Raw genomic sequence first — 23396 nt, 5'->3', positions numbered from 1 at the left:
CAGTAAACTAAAAGGATTAAAGGACTTCGGTAAACAGTGCGAACATAGATTTAAATGCGCGACGTGAAACGTCAGCATTATATTGGGAAACGCCTTCAACATTCGCCGTTGGATCGGTGAACGAGTGCACCGCACCTGCATAACTGATTAATTGCCAGTCAATATTCTTAGTCGTCATTTCATGAGAAAACGCGGCAAGCTGCTCTCTCGGCACGAGTGGATCGGCAGCACCGTCCAGGACTAATACGGCGCTTTTGAGTTCTTTATCTTCATATAAGCCACTGGTATCCAGCGTACCGTGGAAAGAAACAGCAGCCTTAATATCAGCACCGCTACGCGCTAATTCAAGTGCACAATGGCCACCGAAGCAAAAACCGATAGCGGCAATTTTACTGGCTGAAACTGCCACTTCTTTTTGATTTACCAAGGCAACCAGCGCGGCATTCATGCGTTCAACTTCAGCGGGAGTATCTTTCACTTCCATCATATATTTACCTGCGTCATCACCTGATGCAGGTCGCTTCCCCTGACCATAGAGGTCAGCAATCAAAACCACATAGCCCTCGGCGGCTATTTTTTCTGCCTGCTCAATGGCAGTGGATGTCACACCCATCCAGTTTGGTGCCATGACCACACCGGGGCGCGGAGAGGAATTGTTATCGGTATAAACCAGTTTGCCTTCGAAACTGTCTTGGCCGACACGATAAACACAGCTGGAAGTAATCACAGTAGACATAAGTTCTCTTAAGTGAAAAGTAATGGGATGAGGGGACGAATGTTTTACATTGACTAAATAGACTCTGTTTATCAACCGAAGAAAAGTACCAGCGCAGGGAATGCTAAAAGATGGCGTTGTTCAGTTGAGTACGAATAATAAACAAAACGGGGATGCTACAGTAAACAGCTTGGTTTAATTGATGGTTGTGATAACAAAGTCAAAGCTGCCGGAGAAAACTCTGCACGTAACAGAAAGAAAAGAGTAGATTCCTTTATTAATGTAAGAGTATTGAAATTTCGTAACTGAAACTTATTAAAAAATAGGCTATGCAAATGAGGGGAGGTTTAAAGTGGTGTAAAAAAACACATTGTCTCGGCAATAAAAATAAGACAATGTGCTGTTGAGCAGTTAATGAATGCCTTTGATGTCGATGAATAATTAAACGTCACGGGTTAGCCATAAGCGACTTTTTCATTGAGGGTATACAGCGTCGCCGTCGCGGCTAGCAGATACTGCTCATCTTTACCTTGTTTGTGAGATTCGACTTCGGTGATGTGATATCCCACGGCACCCGCATCCAGGGCTTTATGTAACAAGGCGTCATTTAATTCCTCCATGGATGTCGCCCAACTTACCGATGTGACTCCCATAGGCTGAATGGAGTTTTTTTCACGAAAAGATAACCCTGAACGGATAAATACGGGTTTAACGGTCGGATGGGAAAATATAGATAAAACATCCTGAACTAATGCTTTCATTATCGAACTCCTCAGAAAACGGAAGGTAAAGCCGGCCATTAGGAAAGCGTAAACACGATTGATTGTTAGACGTTGTTGCACTGTTAGCGCTGATCAACTTCGACAACGTTGATAATCACGAACCTTGTTAACAAGTTGTGATGGATGTTATCAAATACCCTTTTGTGTTATCTGTTTTAGCTTTTGCTGCTAATTAATTGCTTATGAAAACTTCAGCCACATTTGAATTAATGTTTCAGGAGAATATTTTCATCTGTTTACAAGTCGGGGGTTTCAGAAACAGTTACAGAGAGGATTAAATACGCGGATGAGGTGATGAGTGGAACCAGCGAAACAACGAAAATGTCAGTGAGGCCGCGCTGGTTTGGAAGGGCCAGTTCAGTAGATTATCAGCTGATTTGTGGCTGAAGTTGATATACCCAAGCCGTAACCTGTTGATCTGCTGCTGTTGTGACACTCACTTCAACGCGATCATAACCCTCTTCGAATTCATCCAGCATCGGCCAATGCGGCTCAAGCTTGTCAGAGAAAAAAAGGTAACCATTGACGCGTTGGCCGTTCTTATCCAGCACAACGCCTGGGAAGTCTGCTGCTGCTCCCCAGCCCCGCTCATAAAAGGTCCCCGTTACATAACCTTGTTGCCATTCACCGCCAATATTTTCCAGAATATGTGCATTAGAGCGGCCCGGACATAATGTGCCGTAGACAAATAATTTCTTCATTTTCCTTCAAGCATTCCCTAAATAAAAAAATAAAACTCACGTTGGCGTTGTCCGGTAACGCTATCAGACTCATCACCGGGTCAAAAAATATGCCAAATTATTTTAATCAGTGCAAAGCGTTCCCGGCATAAATCGATACACAGCAAACCGAGATAAAAGGGGGATATAACCTGCGCGTTATCTCATTACAGCGCGCGCTAAAGGCGCCCAAGCGTGGGTCAATCGGCTTAACCGTGGTTATGAGTTTGAGTTTTCGTCGGTAATAACGCTTCTTGATCACATGCATGCAGACGACATTAGCGTGATTATCGGTACACCCACCTATGCCGTGCCTGCCTGGCTGGCTGGCAAAACGTTATCCAGAAGTGATGACGCCACCGCAGGGCCAGAATAAATATGGGCCAAGACAAAAAAGGGATATCGCTAGCCCGGTTTATCGCTATTACGCTGAACGTATTATTCGTCAGGTGTGGCAGGTCGAGTTGGTGAAACAGTATCGTTTAGTGTCGCAATTTATCACTCACAACTTCGATTTTGTCTGGCGCAACGGGTCATTTGGCCTGCGCGCTGAAGTTGACCACGTCACCACGTCACGCCTGCTGGATGTGACCGGTGTAAATGTCTATCAGCCCGGGCAATCACGCCTTACTGGCGCGGAAATCGCGTAGCGCTAGCAATGAACGCTGTCGAAAAGGTGATTCTGGAGTGCTTTCGCGCTCAGCCAGACTTTCGGCAACCCAGAATCGATCCGCGTATTAAAAAACTCTGTCAGTTTCTTAATGAGCACATGACGCAAGAAACCCATATCGACCAGTTGGCTCGACTCGCCTGCCTTTCACCTTCGCGTTTAGCGCACCTGTTTAAGAAAGAGACGGGCCAAACGATATCGGCCTGGCGCGAAAAACAGCGTGTCGCCCGTGCCTGCGAGCTGCTGCAAAAAACCAACTTTGCGATAACGCAGGTCGCCCTGACCGTGGGCTATAACGATCCGCTCTATTTCTCGCGCATATTCCGCCACCACATGGGCGTTAGCCCACGCGAGTATCGGAAAAAACAGGAGAAATGTAGCCGTGCTTAGGGGTTCTGTTAATGCGATGTGAAATGAGATGAAAGGAAGCTTATATTATTTAATAATCCCAATTAAAAATTATATCGATATCAAGAATAAAAAACGGCTCATTTATTTTTTATGATAAGACTTATTTTGATTCGGATAGAGAATACTAATCATATGGCTGAATATATCTAATCCCAACGCGCCAGATTTGCGAAAAATGCGACATTGATCACATTAAGCTTGAATGAAGGAAGCTCGCGCCATTACCATTGCGCGCTTTCTTATTTCAGGTTTCAGGGTTGATTAATTATGTCTGACTTGCAAACGGTGTCCCGTAAAGTTGCATGGCTGCGTGTTTTAACACTTGCCGTTGCAGCATTCATTTTTAACACCACAGAATATATTCCTGTTGGGCTTTTATCCGATATTGGATTGAGCTTTGGCATGGAGAGTGCGAAGGCAGGCGTCATGCTGACAATTTATGCCTGGATAGTGGCGCTTATGTCGCTGCCACTCATGTTGATGACCAGCAAAATTGATCGGCGCGTGCTGCTGCTGAGCCTGTTCAGTTTGTTTGCGGGCAGCCATCTGCTCTCATTTTTCGCCTGGAATTTTGACGTTTTGCTGGTGAGCCGCGCTGGCGTGGCGCTTGCACATGCGCTGTTCTGGTCCATTACAGCTTCGCTGGCTATTCGCCTTGCTCCTGCAGGGAAGCGCGCTCAGGCGTTGGGTTTATTGGCAACGGCAACGGCGTTGGCATCCGTGCTGGGCTTGCCACTTGGCCGTATCATTGGGCAAAGTTTTGGCTGGCGCGTCACCTTTTTAGTTATTGGTGTTGCCGCCATGATTCTGTTGGCGATGATTATCAAAATTATGCCGCGTGTCACCTCTGAACAGAGTGGATCACTGAAAAGCCTGCCGGGATTACTGACGAATCCAGCGCTGTTAAGCCTGTATGCGTTGGCGGTCATCGTTGTGACGGCGCATTTCAGCGCGTTTACCTATATCGAGCCGTTTGTGCAACAAGTGGCAGGAATGAGCCATAACTTCGCCACTCTGCTGCTGCTTATCTTCGGTGTGGCTGGGATCAGTGGCAGCATTATTTTCAGCAAATATGGTGAAAAACATCTGTCGAACCTGCTGATTGGCGCGATAGCTCTACTCACCCTGTGTTTGATGACAATGGTAAGCGTTGCCCACAGCATGAGCGGTTTGATCGCTATCTGTGCGCTTTGGGGCATTGCATTCATGATCATCGGTATGGGAATGCAGATGAAAGTATTGACGCTGGCCCCAGAAGCCACCGACATCGGTATGGCAATGTTCTCAGGTATTTTCAACATTGGTATTGGCTTAGGTGCGCTGGTTGGTCAAACCGTCAGCATTGATCTTTCACTCTCCTCAGTGGGTTATGTTGGGGCGCTGTTTGGCTTGTCAGCGATGTTGATTGCAATAGTCGCATTCAAAAAATGGCCTGGCAGGGCGCGTCAGCAAGAACAAGATTTGGTCGCGTAATCGTGTTGAAGAGAGCCGGTAATTCTGCAAAGAATACCGGCTTATTTAATTAAAATAACCTTCGCGGCCTGTAATATACGTTAGTTACTTTTTAGCTTTTATTAGTTATAAAACTTTCCTGCTTTACGCGTTTAATTCCCAAATTAAATCCCTTTCAGCGCTGTTATTATTGACTAAATACACGATTTAATTTGTCCCAGAATGGCAAGGGGCGGCCTTGTTTTTAGCACGCAGGGTTTATGTATTAAAAAACGTGTTGATGAGGGCGAACGGAATCTTCTCTCTGTTCACCCATACATTACACCTAAAACAGGGGCAAGGTTACAGCACCCACATTTCAGACGACCTTCTCATTAACCTGAATAACCGCCACGTTCTGTTCCTGAAGTTGTGTCAGGAGGGTGGGATGAAGGGCGCTGTCGGTTATCACCCGACGAACCTGAAAACCCGGCGACAGTGGGTAAGGATGGATTTGCCCAAACTTGGAAGAGTCGGTCAGAACGAACGTTTCAACACCCTTCGCCAGCACGGCATCAACGACGTCGCAGCGCAGCATATTACGGCCTGTGAAGCCGGTTTCAGCATGCCAGCCATCAACACCGACAAAGGCTTTATGGAAATGAACCTGCTGTACGCAGTAACGCGTCAGCGGGCCGACCATCGATTCACTGCTTTTCTGCAACATGCCACCCAATACAATCACTTCACAAGCCGCCTCTTTGAGTAAGTGAGCAATGTAGTGGCTGACAGTAATAACGGTAACATCGCGACGATCGGATAATGTGCGTGCCAGCAAAGCATTGGTGCTGCCACCTTCGATAAAAACCGATTCACCTTCGTTGATCAGGCTGGCGGCGTGGCTGGCAATCGCCTGCTTGATGCCGTAACGCGTATTCATGCGCATGCCTACGTCATCGCTGTCCAGCGCAAGGGCCGACCCGTGAACGCGACGAAGAAACTGGTCGCGCTCCAGCATGTTGAGATCCTGACGTACCGTGACTTCAGAAACACCGGTGATCTGCGCCAGCTCACTGACGGCGATACTGCCTCGCGTGTTAACCAATTGAATAATCTGTTGATGACGTGCGTTCATGTCGGCTATTCGCTAGAAAATAAGGGGCACAGTTTAACAGAGAATCCGCGCCGCCTGGCGACGCGGATCGTCATCAGGCTAAGCCCAGCGCACGTTTGCCGTTGAGGTTTAAATCTGCCAGCGTGAAACGATCTTTCCATTCAGCTTCATAATTCTCTGGCGGGAAGTCTCCCGGTGAGCGGCCTTGCTCCAGCGCTTTCGCCACCAAATGTGCATAAGCCAGATTCTTTTCACACAGCGGCGCAGCGGGTATATACATCACATTGCCCCAACCTTGCTGATTTTCCACCGGTGCCACTGAGTGAATGACATCGCAATGCCACCATACGGAATCACCCGCTTCAAGCGCTGGAATGGAACTCAATCCTTTTATCAGATGTGGATGCCATTTCTCACTGATGGGCAGGACTTTGCCCGGCGCAACGCCGCACAGTTCATCATCAGGAACATCAGACAGAAGTGGCCGCAGCAGCACGTATGCCATAGCTTCTGGCACGGGAACCACATGCAGCAAGCCTTGACCTGGAATCATATCGGATAACGCTGTCCAACCCTGGAAAGTACGGAACACCGAGCATTTCGTGGTATCCGGCACATCGTACTCGTTCACTTCGGTACGATAAGCCGCATTCCAGGGATCGTAAGCATCAATATCGCCACTGAAAACAGAGGCAAAAACTTTTTGATAGGCGGGAAGCAACCAGCGTTCCAGCGCACCGGAATCGGTGTGCGCACCTAATCCTTTGGAGGTGGTGCCAGGCAAACGTCGGCGAATGCGATCGGGATAAATAACGCTCACATCGGGATCAAACCATTGTTTGCCCTCGGATTCGAATCTCCATAAGCGATTAAGAAACGACTGAACCTGATTCATCGCATCGCTTTGTCGCGCCTGCATCTGCGCCTGAGACCAGTAAATCGGGTAGATTTCTGGACGTGAAGCATCAAGGCTCCCGAAAAAGTTATCGCCGGGGCCACGATACTGTTTGTCAAAATCATTGGCGTCCAGATAGTCGAGCATCGACTTGTCCCAGGCGAGCGCCTGCTCACGAGAAAACTGCTGTTTCACCACTAAACAGCCGCGCTGTTTGATATGATCGCGGGTTTCATTCGAAACCGTATTGTTTGCGATTTGCTGCAACGTGATGCTCGGCCAGGCACTACCGGTTTTTAATTCATCCGCTTTTGCGTCTTCAATCGACTTTTCAATACGGCTGCAAATCTTGGCAAACAGCGCATCAACGTCGCCAATTTGCTGGCGGAGCTGCTGCTTCAGTTGTCGAATGGCCATTTTGATATCTTGAGGTAAAGGTGTTGCCTGTGATTTTACTGTCATATATCGCTCCGCCAGATACAGGGTTGAGTTTCGAACGTAAGTTTTGTAGTCTTCGTTCGTAATAATAGAGGCGAGATTAACATTAATGCAACGACAAAAAGCGTGAGCGATAACACAGGATTCATTAAGGAACGCTCCTAAACCGCTTCACAAACTCATTATTTGAATTCTCATTAATCCACACAGCGATTAAGCTTTAGGCATCACGTTAACAAGCCGAAAGGACAACACGGCGTCAGCAAAGGGGTGGGCGAAATGGCAGTAAAAATGATTGCAGTTGATATGGATGGTACGTTTTTGGATGAAAACAAGCAGTACAACGTCCAACGGTTTTCGCGCCAATATGCGTTATTGAAAGAGAAGGGCATCCGTTTTGTTGTAGCCAGTGGTAATCAATATTATCAATTGCAGCGCTATTTTCCCGAACTCAAAGATGAAATCGCCTTTGTTGCTGAAAATGGCGCGTGGGTTTCTGACAGCAATGAAGAGATCTTTTGCGGTGAGTTAGCCAAAGAAAAAGTGCATCAGGTGTTAGATATTTTGGCGAAAGAGCCTGAAATCAGCACCGTCGTATGCGGTAAAAAAGGAGCCTATGTGCATTCATCGATATCGGATGACGTCGTTGCCATGTTGACGAATCACTACTATCGACTGGAAAAGCGCGACGATCTTTACGACATTGATGACACCATTTTTAAATTCTCGCTCAATCTTGCCCACGAAGGCGTTGATGCACTGCTGGAACGCCTACATACGCAACTCGGCGAAGTTGAAAACATCATGCATCCCGTTTCCAGCGGCTTTGGTTTTATCGATTTAATTATTCCGGGTTGCCATAAAGCGCACGGTATCGCCTTGCTGCAAGAAAAATGGGGCATCAGCGATTGCGAAGTTCTGGCTATTGGCGATAGCGCGAATGACATCGAGATGTTGCGTCAGGCTTATTTTAGCTTTGCGATGGCAAATGCGGTGGACTCGGTCAGCGCTGTGGCCCGTTACAAAACGGAAAACAATAATGATGAAGGTGCATTGAACGTTATTTCTCGCGTTTTGGCGCGTGAATTCCCATTTGATTAACGGCGTTAACCACACAGCAAAAAGGCCGCAGATGCGGCCCTTTTGCTGTTTAACACTGACAATACATGCCTTTATAACAATCAAAAATAATCTGTGTTGCGTAAGTCGCTGAGCAGATCCGGTCCTGAAGGTAGCCAACCCAACGTTTCTTGCGTCCAGCGACTTGAGGTGGGGTTATTGGCCGCCACAAAGTGTGTCATCCAACTAAGATAATGCGGTGCTTCCTCCAGCGTCACTGACTTTACGGGCAGGTTAAGTCCGGTTCCAATCACTTCTGCTATCTGTTTGAAAGAAATGCCCTGTTCCTGAACAGCATGCAGTGATGTGCCCGCCGCCGCGTGCTCCACCGCCAAACAAAACAGTTTTGCCGCATCGTAGCGGTGAACCGCCGGCCAAAGGTTCTCGCCCTCGTCGATATAGACAACAACACCGTTTTGCTTCGCCAGCGCAATTAGCATCGGGATGAAACCATGATCGCCCGCGCCATGAACGGTTGGCGGTAGCCGCACCAATGCGCTGCGGATCCCGCGTCCGACCAATGCCAGCGCGGCCATATCGGACATCGCGCGCGGGTTGCGTCCCATTTCAGTAGGGCTCTGTTCAGTCGCCAGATGGTTAAGCGGCAATAACATGGTGCCGGATGTCACAATCAAGGGTTTGTTGCTGCCTGCCAGCGCATCGCCTAATCCATTGATCGCCCGTTGATCGACCTCAACAGAATGCTGAAAGCGGCTGAAATCATGTATGAATGCTGTATGGATAACGCCATCAGCCTGTTCAGCGGCTGACTGCAAACTCGCGATATCTTCTAGCGAGCCACGCGTCACTTCGGCACCCAGCGCGTTGAGTTGCTCAGCGGCCGCATCACTGCGGGCTAAACCCACGACGTGATGGCCGCGTTTTAATAACGTGTCGACTACGGCTGAACCGATAAAACCGCTCGCGCCCGTCACAAAAATTCGCATAATCCTGCTCCTCAGGGTTTGGTGTTAACCTATGATAGAGCGTCAATAAAATGCGAAAAGTCGTGACGTTATACCGGTATTGAAACTAACAGGATGCGTGATGAGCGAAGATAACCGATTTGGGAATTTCCTACGTGACCGACGAACTCGTCTGGATGCCGCACAACTGGGTTATTCAATGCAACGTCGTCGCACGCCAGGCTTGCGGCGAGAAGAGGTTGCGATGCGGGCCTGCGTAAGCGCAACCTGGTATACCTGGCTGGAGCAAGGCCGTGGTGGCGCACCCTCGACAGAGGTTTTAGAGCGTCTGGCTCAGGCGCTGGATCTGTCAGCCGCCGAACGCGAACATCTGTTTTTGCTGGCGCAAAATAGATTGCCTGGCGTCGAATATCAGAGTGGTATCTGCGTTTCCCCACAACTTCAACGCGTTTTGGACAGCATGACGATGACGCCGGCATTGGTTAAAACCGCCGAATGGCAGGTCGTTGCCTGGAACCGATCTGCTGCAACACTCTTTGTCGATTACGCCGCATTGCCACCGGAACAGCGCAACGTAATGAAAATGTTGTTTAAAGATGAGGCAAAGAAACGTCTTGCACTGCCTAACTGGGAAGCGGCGGCCCGTCGTTTAGTGGCAAACTTTCGTGCCGATATCACTCGCACCGGTGCCAGTTCGCATGCTCAGGCGCTCATCGAAGAACTCTCATCGCTCAGCCCCACCTTCTCTGAAATGTGGCAATCGCAAGATGTCAGTCATTACGGCGAAGGCTTTAAACAACTTTTCATCGCTGAGGAGGGCTTGATTGATCTTGAATACAGTACTTTTACCGTTGAGGGTAAACCCGGCTTGAGTCTGGTGGTATTCAATCCTGCCAGTGACGTCGATCGTGACAAGCTTGCGCGCCTGATGGCCCGTAAATCAGCTTAATGCTTCGCGGTGCGAGCATTCGCTTCCATTTCATCCAGCGCCGCCTGATTATCAAGCCCCCATTGATACATCACCTCAATGGGCTCGGCGAACGTTTTTCCTAACGGCGTCAAACTGTATTCCACTTTGGGTGGAACCACTTCATACACATAACGCGAAACTAATCCGCGCTGCTCAAGCTCACGTAAGGTTTGAATCAGCATCTTTTTTGAAATGCCCTGCAGGCTTCGCTCAAGCTCGCCGGTACGCGCGCAATTTTTCGGCCAGTGATAGAGCGCATGCAACACCATGGTGCTCCATTTCACTGCGAACAGTTCAAGCAATCTACGCGGTGGCGAATCGGCAAAAAAGCATAATTTCCCTTCGATCCAGGCAGGCATATCCTCTCCTTAATAGACGGTAACTAAAAGGTAACTACTATCAACTTGGGAGCCACATGTCTATAGTGTGTCGCTTTCTTTTCTGCCAAAACGGCAGAGATTCAGGAGGCCACAATGAAAATTAATGCACTGATTGCCGATGATGCATCACAGCCACTAAAAGCGGGTCAAGTTGAACTGCGCGACATGCAAGCTGATGACGTTAAGATTGAAATTCTCTATTGCGGCGTGTGTCATTCTGACTTGCATATGGCCCGTAACGAGTGGGGCGTAAGCCGCTATCCGTTGGTTCCGGGACATGAAATCGTGGGACGCATCGTGGAAACGGGTGAGAGCGTCGCTAACTTCAACACGGGTGACATTGTCGGCGTTGGCGTCATGGTCGATTCTTGCGGCAACTGCCATTTCTGTCAGCAGCAGGAAGAGCAATACTGTGCTGAAGGCTTCACACCAACCTATAACGGTACCGATAAATATACTGGCGGCACGACATTTGGCGGTTATGCACAGCATGTGGTGGCCGATCATCGTTTCGTCGTTTCTATTCCAGATAACTTGCCATTAAACGCGGTTGCGCCGCTGTTGTGCGCGGGCGTTACCGTTTGGTCGCCGCTGCGCCACTTCAATGTAAAAGCCGGTGATCGCGTGGGTGTGATTGGTTTAGGCGGCTTGGGTCATATGGCGGTTAAGCTGGCTAGCGCATTGGGCGCGGAAGTTACCTTGTTCACCACTTCGCCGAACAAAGGTGAAGATGCTCTGCGCTTGGGCGCAAAACGCGTTGTGGTTTCACGTGATGCTGAACAAATGGCAGCGTGCCAAACTTCGCTGGATATCATTTTGGATTGTGTCGCAGCGCCTCACGACCTCGATCCTTATCTCGCCACGCTAAAAACCAATGGTCATCTGGTGTTGGTAGGGATTCCCGATCAGCCGCATCCATCACCCAACGTGACGCCGATGGTCTTTCGTCGCTTAAGCATTACCGGCACCTCGATCGGCAGCATTCGTGAGACGCAGGAGATGTTGGATTTCTGTGGGCAACACAACATTACCGCCGATGTCGAAATGATTAAGGGTGATGAAACTGAAGCTGCGTTTGCACGCATGTTAAAGAGTGATGTGAAATATCGCTTCGTTATTGATATGCAAAAAACCCGCTGGTGATAATTAAAGGCCTGCTGTTATGGCAGGTCATTACCAGACAGTGACATCATCAAATCTTTTTAGTCCATAGTTACAACATCCTTTTACGCGTCCTCGTAACAGGTGAAAACATTGATTTCGGCATACTGTTCCGTCTGGCAGGCTCAATTTGCGGCATCAAGCAAAGTTTCAATCTCTGCTTTGCACTGCATCAACATCGATAAAAGAGAATCATATTTCTCTTCAAAGCGCAGGGCTGGGACAGCAATAGAAAGTGCATATTGTTCGCTGAGATGCGTATTCAATACCACGCCAATGGCGCATACCCCGCGTGCGTGCTCTTCGCGATCGATGGCAAACCCTGCATTGCGTACTGTTTCCAGTTCCGTTAGTAACGCCTGTTTGTGAGTGATTGTACTTTTAGTTCGTGCGTCCAGACCTGATTTAAGGAATGTATCGATATTGGCTGGTGGTTGAGAAGCCCAAAGTGCCTTGCCATGGGCAGAGGAATGGCAAGGAAACGCTGTTCCCAATGGAGAGATCACCCGTAGCTCTTGATCCGAAGCATACTGACTGACCAACACGACATGCATGCCGCGATAAACACTGAGATTAACTGTTTCATGGGTACGCCGGCTTAACATTTCCATAGCGGGGCGAGAGAGGGTCACGAGATCGGTATGGGCAGAAGCCGCGAGGCGAGCTAAAGCCGGGCCCAGCTGCACACCGTTAACGCCGTTGATCAGAAGTTGTTGAGATTCCAGCGACATCACCAAGCGATGCACTGTCGTGCGTGGCAATCCCGTCTCTTTTGCTAACGCAGTAATCGATAACCCTAGCGGTTGGTTTTCAAGCGCACGCAGAATCTGAGCCGCACGTATAATCACCTGTGAACCCTGATTTTCGTTTGCTTCACGCATTCCGCTCTCCTTACCGTTTCGCCTACAGCAGGCGGAGAATATACCATGAATGTTTTATTCAGCGGCAACACTCGTCATTGTGCACGCTATCCGTATAATGGATAAACAAACCAATATGCGGATAAATGGCAAGGGTGATTCTGTGGTTGAACTTCGAAATGCAGGGGCGTTTACGTTACTCGGCGTGGCATGCCTTACTATTATGGTGGGTTGCGTCATTGTCCCTGGATTAAGTGAAATCGCGCCCGCATTAGGCGTAAGTCATGCCGCCAGTTGGTTAGTTACGGTACCTTCTCTTGGTGTTGTGGTATTTGGCCCCTTGGCTGGCCGCCTGATCGATCGCTTCGGCGCCTGGCACAGTTTAGCGTGGGGCCTATTTTTGTATGGTGTATTGGGCGCAGGTGGCGTTTTCCTTCATGGTTTTTATGCCATTATGCTTGATCGCTTGCTGCTTGGCGGCGCGACTGCCATTGTCATGTCGGCAGGTACGGGCTTAATTTCCAGCTTCTATCAAGACGATGCTCGCTTGAAAATGATTGCCCGTCAGGGCATGTCGATTGAACTCGGCGGAGTCATTTTTCTGTTTATCGGCGGCATTCTTGCAACACTGAGCTGGCGTTGGCCCTTTTTGCTCTATTTGATGGGCTGGGTATTGCTGCTGATGCAGCTGCGTTTCGTGCCGCATCCTGTTGCGCCTCAGAAAAGTGAGGTCGCCAAAACCCCCGTTTCAGGGGTGCTTAAACCGGTTTATATGGCTGCGCTGTTATCCATGGTGAGTTTTTTCACTGCGATCATTTTGATTCCAGAATATTTCCATCAACAGGGTATTGGCGCAGCTGAAACGGGCTATTTCCTCTCTTTCATTTCACTGATTGCGGTGATTGCCGCTGCGGTCATGCCTGAAGTTATGAAACAACTTGGTGGCCATCGTACGCTGATCATCGCTTTTGTTTGTTACCTTGCCGCACATTTGATGTTTTCATTCGCTGCGGCGTTGCCTATTTTCATGCTTGGGGGTGTTTTGCTCGGATGCGGATTCGGCTTGTCAATTCCCTTGGTAAACCATATGACGGTGGATCACAGCGAAGAAGCGGTGCGCGGACGAAACCTGGCTTATCTTGCCATGGCGATATTTTCTGGGCAGTTTTTGTCTTCATTCATGGTGTTCATTCCCGGCAATGTTTCATGGATATTCTCTGGCGCTGCGTTGCTAGCCGGGCTTTCATGCGCATTTATCTGGTTTACCCAACGTAAACAACGCAGCGAAAACATGCCATCCACCTGATGTTTAATCACTATGGGTAGATAGAATAAATCTGCGGATGACATTAAAAAGGCGACCCTGAGCAAAGGTCGCCTTTCTTCGCCAGGGAAGGTTTCGTTAGCCTGAATTGGCTGGCTGACAAAAACGTCCAACTGAACGGCTAATCACATTAAACCAAGCTAACAGAAATTACGGTGATTTCTTCTGTTTCCAGTTCCATCAACTCTTTGATTTCAAAGATGTGCTTTTCCAACTCTTCCTCAACATCCAGGCCCTCGATGAAGGTATGGAATGTTTTTGTTTCCTGCTCTTTGGGTTTTACCGCATAGGAAACGAACCATTTCTTTTTCTGCATCATGCTGTCCCTCTTTTAAAACCGATACGTCTATCTTTAGCGTTAAATCGGCGAGAGCTCAAGTTGAGCCAGCGCTCTTTAACACGATCTCAGGCAGCGCCAGAGAGATGTGTAAGCTTACGCACGCCCGTGATCACGGAAGCAACCATCGTTTCACGTCGGGTTATAACCTCTATCTGATAATATTTGGCCCGGTAGGCGATGGAATAGATGACAGGATGATACTTATTGCCTTCTCCGTAGCGGGAGTAGTGCGCTTCTAGCGCTCGAGTTGCTGCAAGAATATGGGAAGGTTCTTTATCACCGCGGATGATTTGCTTCATTCAGTTCCTCAAATGCTTTACCAGAATGCAAGCTGTACGGAGAGCTTGCTGCGACGGGGTTTATAAACACTGAACATCTGACTGCTAACAACAACATTATAATAGTGTAAAACGTTGCACGTGTTTTATGACAACGCAATGACGGCATAAAAAAGCGTGCCAGATTGAGCAAAATGTTAAGCCCTAAGGCGCGCGATCAGTACCTGAAATTAATGAGGCAGAGAACGTAAGATCGCTATAGAGCCAAGCGGATGCTGCTTAAAATTTTGCAGATTTACGCTTGAATCACAAGTCAGCAATTTCCTTAAATAGACCGTTTATCCTGAAGCTAAACTTCTTTTACCCACATGGGTAACAGGAGGAATATATGTCAGAAAGACCCGATGATATTGACCCGCTTCCTGGAGGTAATCAGGTTCCTGGCGACGACGACTATATACCCGGTGATGATGAAGAAGCGCCGGAAGACTCTGAGTTTCCTGAGGATGACCTTCCCGAACGTTAAGTTCAGCTGAGCCGTCTTCGGGCGGCTCTTTCACTTAAACAATGTTTCTTCAGCCATTTTTCAGCGTTTGATCGTCGATTAAGATCCCGCTTAGCGAGCGAAGTAAAGCGACGCTTGTAGTAAAGATTCCGCTTAGCTCACACTTCTGATAATTACTTAGCGTGATAAATGTAACCTGGCTAAACTACATGTTACCCACATCGGATGAAGGAGGTAATTGTGCTTACAGACCCTGAAGTCAGAAGGTGGGCATCTTTAATGCTCACGTCCGCATTGCGCGGTAATATGCCGAAAGAATCAGTTTTAAGACAGATGTGCATTTTGCGCGCCCATCATGGTACATCCGTCTTTGAAAATGTCCTTGAGCAAATGCTACTAGAAGCCGGTCGGGTTGGGCCTTTGCATTGCAACGGAAAACTGTATAACTATACAAAAACAGAACTGCCAGATTCAGTTAAATAACTGAATATAAAAAGCTTAATAATTTTCACCGCCTAAGGGCGGTTTTTTTATGGGTGAAGGTATGCACTGGTACAGAATACAGACGAAGCGCCTGAGAGATTTGTCTGATGTGCTAAACAAACGCAATAATTAGCTTCACGAAGCAGGGCTCAAAAGTTAAGGTGTAGCTTCAAAGGATTAAAAAGGGAAAGGCAATGGTTAACGATTATTTTGGACTGCCATCAGCAGGCGTTACGCAAGAGCAGCACAAGCGTACGGTCGCCGTAGCGGCTGCGTTAGCGGTAGCGGAAAAATCTGTCAGTGCAGCAACATCCGCTAACGGTTCTAAAGCAGCCTGGGATTTACAGGCTGTAGCGAATGAAATTGCAAACCTTGCGGATGCTATTCAGGATGCGCTTGAGCTAGAAGAAACAAAATAAAGAGAGCCGCCTACGGGCGGTTTTTTTATTCGTTAAGACCCGAGTCAGACTTTCTTACAGGAATCAGAGTGTGAACAAAGCCTTAGTCGTTGCTGGCATCATTCTGTTGCTCTGCGGTTGCTCTAACTCTGTTGGGCGAAATATTGATAACGCCGGCTTTCAGAAAATCCAAAAAGGGGTGACGACTAAACCAGAGTTGATTGCGTTGTTCGGCCAACCCAATGCAGAAACGCCTTATCCTGATGGACAACAACTTCTGAAATGGACTTACAGCGAAGCCAGAGCAATGGATACTACCGAAGGGAAAACGCTGACAGTGCAGATGAAAAACGGCAAAGTCTTCAGCTATTCTCTCAGTAAAAGTTAGTGTGAGATTAGCCGTGCATTAAGCGTTTCGCGTAACTGCACGACTCAATCATTACCTGAAACAAATAACAGGAACCAAGACCTAGAACAGCGTCTCTTCTTTGGCCTTTGCCGCTGTTTTTTCATCCGCTAATGCTTTTATCGGATCGGGCGACGTTAACCATCGATCAAATTTTTGGTAGGTTTCAACGAATGATTTGAAATAACCTGTGGCACTAGAAATGTTCTCTTTGCGGTTCATGAATGCCATCGTAAGTTCAAACGCATCTTGATTATCAAATTTCATGAGTTTCTCCTCTGTCTCGGTATCCATTGAGCGTAGCCTGGGTTTTCAGCACACGCATTCAGACAAAGACCAATGGCAGACATTTATCAGTGCAGGCTCAGCATCTCAAGTTTGCGCCAGAGAATAAAAGCGTGGTAACCACGCAAACCCGACGCGGTAATAAGGAAAACATCAACGGATTGGTCAAGGCCAAGATGGTAATCGGAATTTATCATTGAGTAACAACGCTTATTATTTCCCGTGCTTGACTGTCGGTAGACGGTATTTTTTTTACGCGTTATATCTTCTTGTTAAATATGTATCGCGGCAGTGTTCTGCTAACAACCTTCTCTCATTGGCTTTAACGGGATTGTAAAATGTTAGGAATTATTCGGGTACTTACCCACCAGGATCAGAATTTTGTTGAAGAGCATGGGCGGCTGATTCACCAGCAATATGGACTGGATTCGATAAGTCGTTGCATACCCGATCAGCCAAAAGGCATTTTTGACGACGCCAGTGAAGCGATTGCCGTGCCGAAAATCATTGCGCTAGGCCAGCAGTTTCAGGCGGAAGGATGTGATGCCATTTTCCTGAGCTGTGCTGCCGATCCGGGATTAGAGGCGCTGCGCAAAACAGTAACGATACCGGTTATTAGCGCCGGTAGCGCCTCCGCCAGTATTGCGGCGATGCTACAACGCCCCGTTGCAGTAATGGGAATTGGGGCGGAAGCACCGCGTCCGTTCAAAGCGCTGCTCGGCGAGTCGGTTATCTATGCACGGCCTGAAGGGGTGTTAAATACCACCGATCTCCTGTCATCTCAGGGACGACAGAGCGCGCTGGCCTGCGCGGATGAGCTTTACCGACAGGGCATTGAAGTCATTGCATTCTCTTGCACCGGTTTCTCAACTATTGGTCTTGCTGATGCGATTAATCAGCAACTTGGCCAGATTGCAGTGGATGCGGTACGCGCTGCCGGATTATTTGCCAGCCAGTTAGGGCGCTAATAGCGTGGCAGAATCGCCAGCATGATGCCTGACGATTCTGCAAGGTACTCAAATCTGATCAGCCCTGGTTTTCATCTTCTTTTTTGGCGTCAATCTGCGTCGTTTCTGCCACGTGCTTAAAAGGCTTCAGTAACTGAATATCCAAGATAACGTAGGTCATTGTGCTGATGAACAGAGATATTACGCTACCAAAGACGCCACTGGTGGTGAAAGTCAGGTAGTTATAAATGATCATCCAGGTTAAGCAGATAAATAACGCGAGCGAGATATAAATGGAAGGAAGGGAATAGTTGCTGGTTCCCGCACCCTGAGAATGGGTTAATTTGAACAAATTTCCCACAGAGTATTTTTCTAAGGTATGAATGGTTTTTTCCCAGTCAACCTGTTTACGGGCGCTGGCTCGACTAATAAACACGAAAAGAATAGAGATAAAGAAACCCGAAAAAGCAATCAATACGGGGATAGCCTGCAAAGCATATTCAATACTTTTATGACCCGCTTCGCTTGCAGATAAATCGAGGGTAAGTGAGGCGCCAAGTGCGGCATAAAGAAACAGGAAAAGAGCCAGAAAGGTGGTTGAACGCTTCCAGTCTGTCTCAATTTCAATATTCTTCTGCGCTATAGCGATGTGGAGAGATTGCTGAATTCTGTCGGCATGAATGGAGGATGATTCAATTTTCACCACGTCCTCATCCAGTAAATCACGCATAAATTGCGCATCGTCTTTGTGCACATCAATATTTGGCATTATGAATTTCTCAATAAAAAATTTCCCTTATTTTAATCGGCCCCAGAGGAATTAACAGGTAATTAATTGTATTAAAGAGAGCAGGGTTATTTGTTCCTGAATTTTTGTGGGACAACCGACAGTTCACCCGCTCTGGCTTAAAATCACGTGGCTTATAGCCCTATCAATAACGGCTATCACGCACGATATGACCAGTAAGCCATAAAGTTGAGGGTGCTGCGATCAAGACAGCACTCATCAAGAAGATAACGGCGCAGGCGCTTCACGGCTGAAGATTCAGCAGCAACCCAGGCGTAAAAAGGCTGATTACCTTCAGCTCGTTCCCACAATAACTCATCCTCGCCTGTTTCAGGCAACTCGCCATTCTGTGGTTTGCAGGCAAGCGCAGGAACCGGCACGTCTTGCCTGATCGCTGCCAGCAAGCGTTCTCCCCAAACGGTACTGCCGGTTTCCTCACGGGGTAACCACGTAATTTCCGCGAAGGGGAAATCGCCCTGCATCACGCAATCTGCCCTTAAAGGCACTTCAAAAAATGCCCGAACTGTCGGGGGGCTTGTTTGCTGTGCAAGCGCCTCCAGAATACTCATGGCTGCAGGCAGGGCCGTTTCATCGGCGATCAGTAAAGCTTGCTGAACCTGTTCATGAGGAAGCCATTCATAGCCGCCGCTGTCTGTTTCGGCCAACGCATTCGGTGCGACGATCTGCAATTCATCACCGGGCCGGGCATTATAAGCCCAGCGAGAAGCCGGACCCGTTTCACCATGCATAACAAAATCAACCACCGCCTGCTGCCTTTCGCGCGATACGGCGCGCAGGGTATAGGTGCGTAACAGAGGTCGGCAATGTCTCGGCAGCGCCAGATAATCTTCGTACCAGGTATCGCTCACAGACATGCGCGTCCATTCACCGTTCTCAGCGGCAAACAGCAACTTTATGCGTTGATCGGGGCCATCAAGTTTCATCTCACTGATTTCAGAACCGGCAAACACGCAGCGCAGCATTGAAGGTGAAAGCAGGGTTTTGCTTTCTAAGTGAACGTTAAACAGACGATACCCGGCTGCCATGCAGTGATTCTCCAAAACGTCAGATAAGGGCGGGCTAGCCTGATCCCGTCATAAACGAGAATTATTATCATCCATTACTTGCACTGTCCAATCGAATTTCAGGATGACGGCTTAGGCCAGCGTGTTATATCCGCAACAGAAAGTGAACAAGCTTCGATGCACATCCGCATAAGACGGTCGTTTAAGAAACAAAATTATCATTTAGAGCGAATTTATTAACATGGCGACATCTTTTCGCTATATCTCATTAACAAAAACAGGAACGAAGCGGTAATATCCGTGATCTGCATCACCTTTCAAAGCTTGTCCTTCTAACCAGGAAAACCCATGAAGCACGAATCAGCTACAAAAAGTGCAGCTTTAAATAAAAATGGAACCGGTTCCACTCGTCGAGAATTCCTCTGTGCGGTTGCTGGATTAACCCTTACCGGCGCTATTGCTGCGATACCGGGTATCTCTTTTGCCGCCACAATCGCCAGCGCCAGTGATCCGGTGAAAGCCTTCATTACCGTGTCACAAACGATTACTGAACATAAGCAAATCGATAGTGCATTGGCAGCACGTTTCCTTGAGGTATTTACTCAACGCGATCCGCAATTTGTCGCCCGTATTTCCCAACTAGAACGATTAGCGATAGCGGGAATCGATGCCAGGCAGTTCATGACTAAAGCCACGCAAGCAGGCTTAAACGAATTTCTCTATCAGATTGTTACAGCCTGGTATACCGGAACGGTAGGTGATGATTATCACGGCACATTGGTCGCCTATAGACAGGCCCTGATGTACCAAACCGTGCGCGATGGATTGGTTGTACCAACCTATTGTAGCAAGGGTCCGATGTGGTGGACTGCGCCTGTTCCCGTTGAAAATGACGGTTTGATCGCCAGCCTTTAACTCCCTTAGAAACATATTTAGAAAATATAAAAAATGAATAAACAACCGGTATTTACTGCTCAAGGCGACGCCTCAGCAGATATTGTTATTGTGGGCTCAGGTATCGTTGGCGGCATGATGGCTAATGAGTTAGTCAGTCAAGGATACTCTGTGCTGGTGCTGGAAGCCGGCTTGCGAATTGATCGTGCTCAAGCGGTAGAGAACTGGCGCAACATGCCCTTTGCAAATCGTGCAGGATCAGATTTTCAGGGGCTTTATCCGCAGTCAAAATTTGCCCCCGCGCCACTCTATTTTCCGCGTAACAACTACGTCAATGTCACAGGCCCAAATGCGTCGAGCTTCCAACAAGGCTATTTGCGCACCGTGGGTGGAACAACGTGGCACTGGGCCGCATCCTGCTGGCGCCATCACCCAAGTGACTTTGTCATGCAGTCAAAATATGGGGTGGGCCGCGACTGGCCTATCAGTTATGACGAACTGGAACCCTGGTATTGCAAAGCGGAAAATGAAATTGGGGTGGCTGGTCCGAATGATCCTGCCAAACAATCGCCGGTAGAACGTAGTCAGCCTTATCCGATGGATATGGTGCCCTTTGCTCATGGTGATAATTATTTCGCCAGCGTGGTCAATCCTCATGGGTACAATCTGGTGCCGATACCGCAAGGTCGCAGCACGCGCCCTTGGGAAGGGCGTCCCACCTGTTGCGGCAACAACAATTGCCAACCCATCTGCCCCATCGGAGCGATGTACAACGGTATTCACCATGTAGAACGTGCTGAGCGTGCAGGAGCGGTGGTGTTGGCAGAAGCGGTGGTCTACAAAATGGATACCGATAATAACAACCGTATCACTGCTGTTCACTGGCTGGATAACACCGGCGCCTCTCATAAAGTCACGGCTAACGCTTTTGCATTAGCCTGCAATGGCATTGAGACGCCGCGTTTACTGCTCATGGCGGCTAATGACGCTAATCCCAACGGGATTGCCAATGGTTCTGACATGGTTGGTCGAAACATGATGGATCACTCCGGCTTCCACTGCTCCTTCTTGACGAAAGAGCCAGTTTGGCTTGGCCGTGGACCCGCTCAAAGCAGCTGTATGGTGGGCTATCGCGATGGGGAATTCCGTCGTGACTATTCAGCCAATAAAGTCATTCTGAATAATATCTCGCGCGTCGTGACGGCAACACAGCAGGCTTTAGCGAAAGGTTTAGTGGGTAAAGAGCTGGACGAAGAGATACGTTACCGCGCGGTACACAGCGTTGATCTCTCCATTAGCCTTGAACCCCTGCCGGATCCTGAAAACCGTTTAACCCTGAGTAAAACCCGTAAAGACCCGCATGGATTGCCATGCCCCGATATCTATTACGATGTGGGCGACTATGTGCGTAAAGGTGCCGAAGCCTCACATGTGCAACTCGAAAAGATCGGGCAATTGTTTAATGGTAAGGAGTTCATGATCAGCCAAGGTCTGAACGCCAATAACCATATTATGGGCGGCGTGATCATGGGGAAAAGTGGTAAAGATGCCGTGGTAGATGGTAATTGTCGGGCCTTTGACCATGAAAACCTTTGGCTTCCTGGCGGCGGCGCGATTCCGTCTGCCAGCGTGGTCAACAGCACGCTGACGATGGCGGCATTAGGCTTAAAAGCGGCTCATGACATCAGCCTGCGCATGAAGGAGTTCGCATGAAACGCCTGCTGATCACCTCTTTCGCCGCCATGATGACATTAAGTGCGCAGGCTGAAACCCCCAATAGCGATCTCTTGTCCAGAGGCGAACAGGTCGCTATCGCATCCGACTGCCAGGCTTGTCATACCGCGCCCGGCAGCAAGAATGCATTTAGCGGCGGCTACGGCATCGCTTCGCCTATGGGAACGATCTACTCCACCAATATCACCCCCGGCACGCGCGGTATTGGACAGTATAGCGAGGCTGAATTTTCAAATGCTGTTCGCTTGGGCGAGCGCGCCGATGGCGCAAAACTCTATCCCGCTATGCCGTATACCTCTTACAGTAAAATGACGGATGAGGATCTCCATGCGCTCTATTACTATTTCATGCACGGGGTGAAACCGGTCGAGCAGGCTAACCAACAGACCGAATTACCTTTTCCCTTCAACTTGCGTTTCAGTATGACCTTTTGGAACCTGCTGTTTGCGGATAAAGAACCCTATCAAAACGATGCCAGCCAAAGCGCAGAATGGAATCGCGGTAATTACCTGGTAAACGGGCTTGCGCACTGCAATACATGCCATACGCCACGAGGCGTCTTGATGCAGGAAAAAAGCGATCAACCGCTGGCGGGTGGACCGCTTGGCAGTTGGTATGCGCCAAATATTACCTCTGACCCGATTAGCGGCATTGGCGGATGGTCGAATCAGGAGTTGGTCCAGTATCTAAAAACCGGCCGCGCAGAGGGCAAAAATCAGGCCGCAGGCGGCATGGCTGAAGCGGTAGAAAATAGCCTGCAATATCTTCCTGAAAGCGATCTCAATGCTATCGCTGTTTACCTGAAAAGCACGGCTCCCATTCGGGAAGAAGGGGAGACTCAACCCGCTTATCAATATGGTAAACCGATGGATGTTGAAAACAGCATTCGTGGGCGCAACCCGAGTAATGCTAATCACAGCTTAAGCAATGGAGATGTTTTATTTAGCGGCAATTGCGCCAGTTGCCACCAGCCAGATGGCGCAGGCAGTGTGAATCAGGCTTATCCTTCTCTGTTTCACAATACGGCGACGGGAATGCGTAACCCCAACAACCTGATTGCCGCTATTTTGTTCGGCGTTCAGCGTAAAACCGCAGACGGTGACGTCCTGATGCCGGGTTTTAGCTCGCCTTCTTACGTTGATAAGCTGACAGATCAACAAATCGCAGAAATCAGTAACTTTGTCCTGCACAATTATGGAAATGCTGAGGTTCGCGTAACGGCAGGTGATGTCGCCTGGATTCGCAAAGGTGGGCATCCACCGGTACTGGCACAAGCACAGCCGTGGATTTTGCCGGGCATTATCGTCGCTATGGTGGTGCTACTCGTGGTTATCGTGCTTTGGCGACGAGGCCGAGGCAGCAACATTAAATAAACTAAAGGTGTTTTCATGCCTCATTC

Annotated in this window: 27 protein-coding genes; 14 read left to right on the top strand and 13 right to left on the bottom strand. The window is 48.6% G+C overall.

Annotation, left to right across the window (positions count from 1 at the left end):
• Nucleotides 1-16: 16 nt before the first annotated feature.
• The 3 genes from SC127_RS13465 to SC127_RS13455 form a co-directional block, all read right to left on the bottom strand.
• Nucleotides 17-736 (bottom strand): dienelactone hydrolase family protein, encoded by a 720-nt coding sequence (locus SC127_RS13465; RefSeq protein WP_332626894.1) that lies wholly within the window; start codon nucleotides 734-736, stop codon nucleotides 17-19.
• A gap of 434 nt (nucleotides 737-1170) precedes the next feature.
• The gene (locus SC127_RS13460; RefSeq protein WP_243079328.1) at nucleotides 1171-1476 is read right to left on the bottom strand and encodes a DUF1471 domain-containing protein; all 306 of its coding nucleotides are present in this window, start codon (nucleotides 1474-1476) and stop codon (nucleotides 1171-1173) included.
• Nucleotides 1477-1865: 389 nt separating this feature from the next.
• Nucleotides 1866-2198, bottom strand: coding sequence for a gamma-glutamylcyclotransferase family protein (locus tag SC127_RS13455; protein ID WP_243079329.1), 333 nt, complete (start codon nucleotides 2196-2198; stop codon nucleotides 1866-1868).
• A gap of 323 nt (nucleotides 2199-2521) precedes the next feature.
• Here SC127_RS13455 and SC127_RS13450 point away from each other — a divergent pair, with 323 nt between their 5' ends.
• The 3 genes from SC127_RS13450 (at nucleotide 2522) to SC127_RS13440 (ending at nucleotide 4770) form a co-directional block, all read left to right on the top strand.
• The gene (locus SC127_RS13450) at nucleotides 2522-2866 is read left to right on the top strand and encodes a beta-galactosidase (RefSeq protein WP_332626893.1); all 345 of its coding nucleotides are present in this window, start codon (nucleotides 2522-2524) and stop codon (nucleotides 2864-2866) included.
• Nucleotides 2867-2985: 119 nt separating this feature from the next.
• Nucleotides 2986-3276, top strand: a complete 291-nt coding sequence (locus SC127_RS13445) for a helix-turn-helix domain-containing protein (RefSeq protein ID WP_332626892.1) — start codon at nucleotides 2986-2988, stop codon at nucleotides 3274-3276.
• 288 nt (nucleotides 3277-3564) lie between these two features.
• Nucleotides 3565-4770, top strand: a complete 1206-nt coding sequence (locus SC127_RS13440) for a sugar transporter (protein WP_332626891.1) — start codon at nucleotides 3565-3567, stop codon at nucleotides 4768-4770.
• Between the two features lie 337 nt (nucleotides 4771-5107).
• On the opposite strand, the gene SC127_RS13435 is transcribed toward SC127_RS13440, so the two are convergent.
• Together SC127_RS13435 and SC127_RS13430 are read right to left on the bottom strand one after the other, a co-directional pair.
• On the bottom strand, nucleotides 5108-5863 hold the full coding sequence (locus tag SC127_RS13435) for a DeoR/GlpR family DNA-binding transcription regulator (RefSeq protein WP_243079333.1): 756 nt from the start codon (nucleotides 5861-5863) through the stop codon (nucleotides 5108-5110).
• A gap of 73 nt (nucleotides 5864-5936) precedes the next feature.
• Entirely contained in the window at nucleotides 5937-7199 is a 1263-nt protein-coding gene (locus SC127_RS13430) for a DUF1479 domain-containing protein (protein ID WP_243079334.1), read from the bottom strand.
• Nucleotides 7200-7454: 255 nt separating this feature from the next.
• Here SC127_RS13430 and SC127_RS13425 point away from each other — a divergent pair, with 255 nt between their 5' ends.
• Complete coding sequence (locus SC127_RS13425) at nucleotides 7455-8276, top strand: Cof-type HAD-IIB family hydrolase (protein WP_215848476.1); 822 nt, start codon at nucleotides 7455-7457, stop codon at nucleotides 8274-8276.
• An 80-nt stretch (nucleotides 8277-8356) separates the two neighbouring features.
• Here SC127_RS13425 and SC127_RS13420 read toward each other — a convergent pair whose 3' ends face one another.
• Nucleotides 8357-9241: an SDR family oxidoreductase gene (locus SC127_RS13420; protein WP_243079335.1), complete on the bottom strand. Its 885-nt coding sequence runs from the start codon at nucleotides 9239-9241 to the stop codon at nucleotides 8357-8359.
• Between the two features lie 100 nt (nucleotides 9242-9341).
• On the opposite strand from SC127_RS13420, the gene SC127_RS13415 reads away from it, so the two are divergent.
• Nucleotides 9342-10169 carry a helix-turn-helix transcriptional regulator gene (locus SC127_RS13415; RefSeq protein ID WP_332626890.1) on the top strand — a complete coding sequence of 276 codons (828 nt, stop codon included), beginning with the start codon at nucleotides 9342-9344 and terminating at the stop codon, nucleotides 10167-10169.
• On the opposite strand, the gene SC127_RS13410 is transcribed toward SC127_RS13415, so the two are convergent.
• On the bottom strand, nucleotides 10166-10549 hold the full coding sequence (locus SC127_RS13410) for a winged helix-turn-helix transcriptional regulator (RefSeq protein ID WP_215848473.1): 384 nt from the start codon (nucleotides 10547-10549) through the stop codon (nucleotides 10166-10168). The two genes, SC127_RS13415 and SC127_RS13410, sit on opposite strands and share 4 nt — an antisense overlap.
• 114 nt (nucleotides 10550-10663) lie before the next feature.
• Between SC127_RS13410 and SC127_RS13405 the strand changes: the two genes are divergently transcribed.
• Nucleotides 10664-11713, top strand: coding sequence for an NAD(P)-dependent alcohol dehydrogenase (locus SC127_RS13405; RefSeq protein ID WP_215848472.1), 1050 nt, complete (start codon nucleotides 10664-10666; stop codon nucleotides 11711-11713).
• Nucleotides 11714-11856: 143 nt separating this feature from the next.
• Here the strand turns inward: SC127_RS13405 and SC127_RS13400 are convergent, their stop codons facing one another.
• Nucleotides 11857-12612 carry an IclR family transcriptional regulator gene (locus tag SC127_RS13400; protein ID WP_243079338.1) on the bottom strand — a complete coding sequence of 252 codons (756 nt, stop codon included), beginning with the start codon at nucleotides 12610-12612 and terminating at the stop codon, nucleotides 11857-11859.
• A 142-nt stretch (nucleotides 12613-12754) separates the two neighbouring features.
• Between SC127_RS13400 and SC127_RS13395 the strand changes: the two genes are divergently transcribed.
• Entirely contained in the window at nucleotides 12755-13897 is a 1143-nt protein-coding gene (locus tag SC127_RS13395) for an MFS transporter (protein ID WP_332626889.1), read from the top strand.
• Nucleotides 13898-14045: 148 nt separating this feature from the next.
• Here SC127_RS13395 and SC127_RS13390 read toward each other — a convergent pair whose 3' ends face one another.
• Nucleotides 14046-14234: a hypothetical protein gene (locus tag SC127_RS13390; RefSeq protein WP_243079340.1), complete on the bottom strand. Its 189-nt coding sequence runs from the start codon at nucleotides 14232-14234 to the stop codon at nucleotides 14046-14048.
• An 86-nt stretch (nucleotides 14235-14320) separates the two neighbouring features.
• On the bottom strand, nucleotides 14321-14554 hold the full coding sequence (locus tag SC127_RS13385) for a DUF4060 family protein (RefSeq protein ID WP_243079341.1): 234 nt from the start codon (nucleotides 14552-14554) through the stop codon (nucleotides 14321-14323).
• Between the two features lie 367 nt (nucleotides 14555-14921).
• Between SC127_RS13385 and SC127_RS13380 the strand changes: the two genes are divergently transcribed.
• The 3 genes from SC127_RS13380 to SC127_RS13370 all read left to right on the top strand — a co-directional run bounded on the left by SC127_RS13380 (nucleotide 14922) and on the right by SC127_RS13370 (nucleotide 16307).
• On the top strand, nucleotides 14922-15059 hold the full coding sequence (locus SC127_RS13380) for a hypothetical protein (protein WP_215848469.1): 138 nt from the start codon (nucleotides 14922-14924) through the stop codon (nucleotides 15057-15059).
• Nucleotides 15060-15715: 656 nt separating this feature from the next.
• Entirely contained in the window at nucleotides 15716-15940 is a 225-nt protein-coding gene (locus tag SC127_RS13375; RefSeq protein ID WP_215848468.1) for a hypothetical protein, read from the top strand.
• A gap of 70 nt (nucleotides 15941-16010) precedes the next feature.
• Entirely contained in the window at nucleotides 16011-16307 is a 297-nt protein-coding gene (locus SC127_RS13370; RefSeq protein WP_243079342.1) for a hypothetical protein, read from the top strand.
• Between the two features lie 81 nt (nucleotides 16308-16388).
• On the opposite strand, the gene SC127_RS13365 is transcribed toward SC127_RS13370, so the two are convergent.
• Nucleotides 16389-16592, bottom strand: a complete 204-nt coding sequence (locus SC127_RS13365; protein ID WP_215848466.1) for a hypothetical protein — start codon at nucleotides 16590-16592, stop codon at nucleotides 16389-16391.
• 356 nt (nucleotides 16593-16948) lie between these two features.
• Here SC127_RS13365 and SC127_RS13360 point away from each other — a divergent pair, with 356 nt between their 5' ends.
• Nucleotides 16949-17578, top strand: coding sequence for an aspartate/glutamate racemase family protein (locus SC127_RS13360; protein WP_332626888.1), 630 nt, complete (start codon nucleotides 16949-16951; stop codon nucleotides 17576-17578).
• 58 nt (nucleotides 17579-17636) lie between these two features.
• Here the strand turns inward: SC127_RS13360 and SC127_RS13355 are convergent, their stop codons facing one another.
• Nucleotides 17637-18326 carry a RipA family octameric membrane protein gene (locus SC127_RS13355; RefSeq protein WP_442955753.1) on the bottom strand — a complete coding sequence of 230 codons (690 nt, stop codon included), beginning with the start codon at nucleotides 18324-18326 and terminating at the stop codon, nucleotides 17637-17639.
• Nucleotides 18327-18502: 176 nt separating this feature from the next.
• Nucleotides 18503-19390, bottom strand: a complete 888-nt coding sequence (locus SC127_RS13350) for a siderophore-interacting protein (RefSeq protein WP_243079344.1) — start codon at nucleotides 19388-19390, stop codon at nucleotides 18503-18505.
• A 327-nt stretch (nucleotides 19391-19717) separates the two neighbouring features.
• On the opposite strand from SC127_RS13350, the gene SC127_RS13345 reads away from it, so the two are divergent.
• From SC127_RS13345 to SC127_RS13335, 3 genes are read left to right on the top strand one after another with little or no spacing between them, the layout of a single operon-like run.
• On the top strand, nucleotides 19718-20284 hold the full coding sequence (locus SC127_RS13345) for a sorbitol dehydrogenase family protein (protein WP_243079345.1): 567 nt from the start codon (nucleotides 19718-19720) through the stop codon (nucleotides 20282-20284).
• A gap of 33 nt (nucleotides 20285-20317) precedes the next feature.
• On the top strand, nucleotides 20318-21976 hold the full coding sequence (locus SC127_RS13340; protein ID WP_243079346.1) for a GMC family oxidoreductase: 1659 nt from the start codon (nucleotides 20318-20320) through the stop codon (nucleotides 21974-21976).
• Nucleotides 21973-23370 (top strand): cytochrome c, encoded by a 1398-nt coding sequence (locus tag SC127_RS13335; RefSeq protein ID WP_332626887.1) that lies wholly within the window; start codon nucleotides 21973-21975, stop codon nucleotides 23368-23370. The genes SC127_RS13340 and SC127_RS13335 overlap by 4 nt, the downstream gene beginning before the upstream one ends.
• Nucleotides 23371-23396: the final 26 nt, after the last annotated feature.

Origin of the sequence: Pantoea sp. T14, from assembly GCF_036663535.1 — a bacterium.
Lineage (GTDB): Bacteria > Pseudomonadota > Gammaproteobacteria > Enterobacterales > Enterobacteriaceae > Pantoea > Pantoea phytostimulans.
Note: the sequence above shows the minus strand (reverse complement) of the source record. Positions and strands in the feature narration are given on the sequence as shown.

Excerpts from the sequence above, each read along its gene's own strand:
- SC127_RS13465 (WP_332626894.1), bottom strand. The coding sequence starts at position 736 with ATGTCTACTGTGATTACTTCCAGCTGTGTTTATCGTGTCGGCCAAGAC.
- SC127_RS13460 (WP_243079328.1), bottom strand. The coding sequence starts at position 1,476 with ATGAAAGCATTAGTTCAGGATGTTTTATCTATATTTTCCCATCCGACC.
- SC127_RS13455 (WP_243079329.1), bottom strand. The coding sequence starts at position 2,198 with ATGAAGAAATTATTTGTCTACGGCACATTATGTCCGGGCCGCTCTAAT.
- SC127_RS13450 (WP_332626893.1), top strand. The coding sequence starts at position 2,522 with ATGCCGTGCCTGCCTGGCTGGCTGGCAAAACGTTATCCAGAAGTGATG.
- SC127_RS13445 (WP_332626892.1), top strand. The coding sequence starts at position 2,986 with ATGACGCAAGAAACCCATATCGACCAGTTGGCTCGACTCGCCTGCCTT.
- SC127_RS13440 (WP_332626891.1), top strand. The coding sequence starts at position 3,565 with ATGTCTGACTTGCAAACGGTGTCCCGTAAAGTTGCATGGCTGCGTGTT.
- SC127_RS13435 (WP_243079333.1), bottom strand. The coding sequence starts at position 5,863 with ATGAACGCACGTCATCAACAGATTATTCAATTGGTTAACACGCGAGGC.
- SC127_RS13430 (WP_243079334.1), bottom strand. The coding sequence starts at position 7,199 with ATGACAGTAAAATCACAGGCAACACCTTTACCTCAAGATATCAAAATG.
- SC127_RS13425 (WP_215848476.1), top strand. The coding sequence starts at position 7,455 with ATGGCAGTAAAAATGATTGCAGTTGATATGGATGGTACGTTTTTGGAT.
- SC127_RS13420 (WP_243079335.1), bottom strand. The coding sequence starts at position 9,241 with ATGCGAATTTTTGTGACGGGCGCGAGCGGTTTTATCGGTTCAGCCGTA.
- SC127_RS13415 (WP_332626890.1), top strand. The coding sequence starts at position 9,342 with ATGAGCGAAGATAACCGATTTGGGAATTTCCTACGTGACCGACGAACT.
- SC127_RS13410 (WP_215848473.1), bottom strand. The coding sequence starts at position 10,549 with ATGCCTGCCTGGATCGAAGGGAAATTATGCTTTTTTGCCGATTCGCCA.
- SC127_RS13405 (WP_215848472.1), top strand. The coding sequence starts at position 10,664 with ATGAAAATTAATGCACTGATTGCCGATGATGCATCACAGCCACTAAAA.
- SC127_RS13400 (WP_243079338.1), bottom strand. The coding sequence starts at position 12,612 with ATGCGTGAAGCAAACGAAAATCAGGGTTCACAGGTGATTATACGTGCG.
- SC127_RS13390 (WP_243079340.1), bottom strand. The coding sequence starts at position 14,234 with ATGATGCAGAAAAAGAAATGGTTCGTTTCCTATGCGGTAAAACCCAAA.
- SC127_RS13385 (WP_243079341.1), bottom strand. The coding sequence starts at position 14,554 with ATGAAGCAAATCATCCGCGGTGATAAAGAACCTTCCCATATTCTTGCA.
- SC127_RS13380 (WP_215848469.1), top strand. The coding sequence starts at position 14,922 with ATGTCAGAAAGACCCGATGATATTGACCCGCTTCCTGGAGGTAATCAG.
- SC127_RS13375 (WP_215848468.1), top strand. The coding sequence starts at position 15,716 with ATGGTTAACGATTATTTTGGACTGCCATCAGCAGGCGTTACGCAAGAG.
- SC127_RS13365 (WP_215848466.1), bottom strand. The coding sequence starts at position 16,592 with ATGAAATTTGATAATCAAGATGCGTTTGAACTTACGATGGCATTCATG.
- SC127_RS13360 (WP_332626888.1), top strand. The coding sequence starts at position 16,949 with ATGTTAGGAATTATTCGGGTACTTACCCACCAGGATCAGAATTTTGTT.
- SC127_RS13355 (WP_442955753.1), bottom strand. The coding sequence starts at position 18,326 with ATGCCAAATATTGATGTGCACAAAGACGATGCGCAATTTATGCGTGAT.
- SC127_RS13350 (WP_243079344.1), bottom strand. The coding sequence starts at position 19,390 with ATGGCAGCCGGGTATCGTCTGTTTAACGTTCACTTAGAAAGCAAAACC.
- SC127_RS13345 (WP_243079345.1), top strand. The coding sequence starts at position 19,718 with ATGAAGCACGAATCAGCTACAAAAAGTGCAGCTTTAAATAAAAATGGA.
- SC127_RS13340 (WP_243079346.1), top strand. The coding sequence starts at position 20,318 with ATGAATAAACAACCGGTATTTACTGCTCAAGGCGACGCCTCAGCAGAT.
- SC127_RS13335 (WP_332626887.1), top strand. The coding sequence starts at position 21,973 with ATGAAACGCCTGCTGATCACCTCTTTCGCCGCCATGATGACATTAAGT.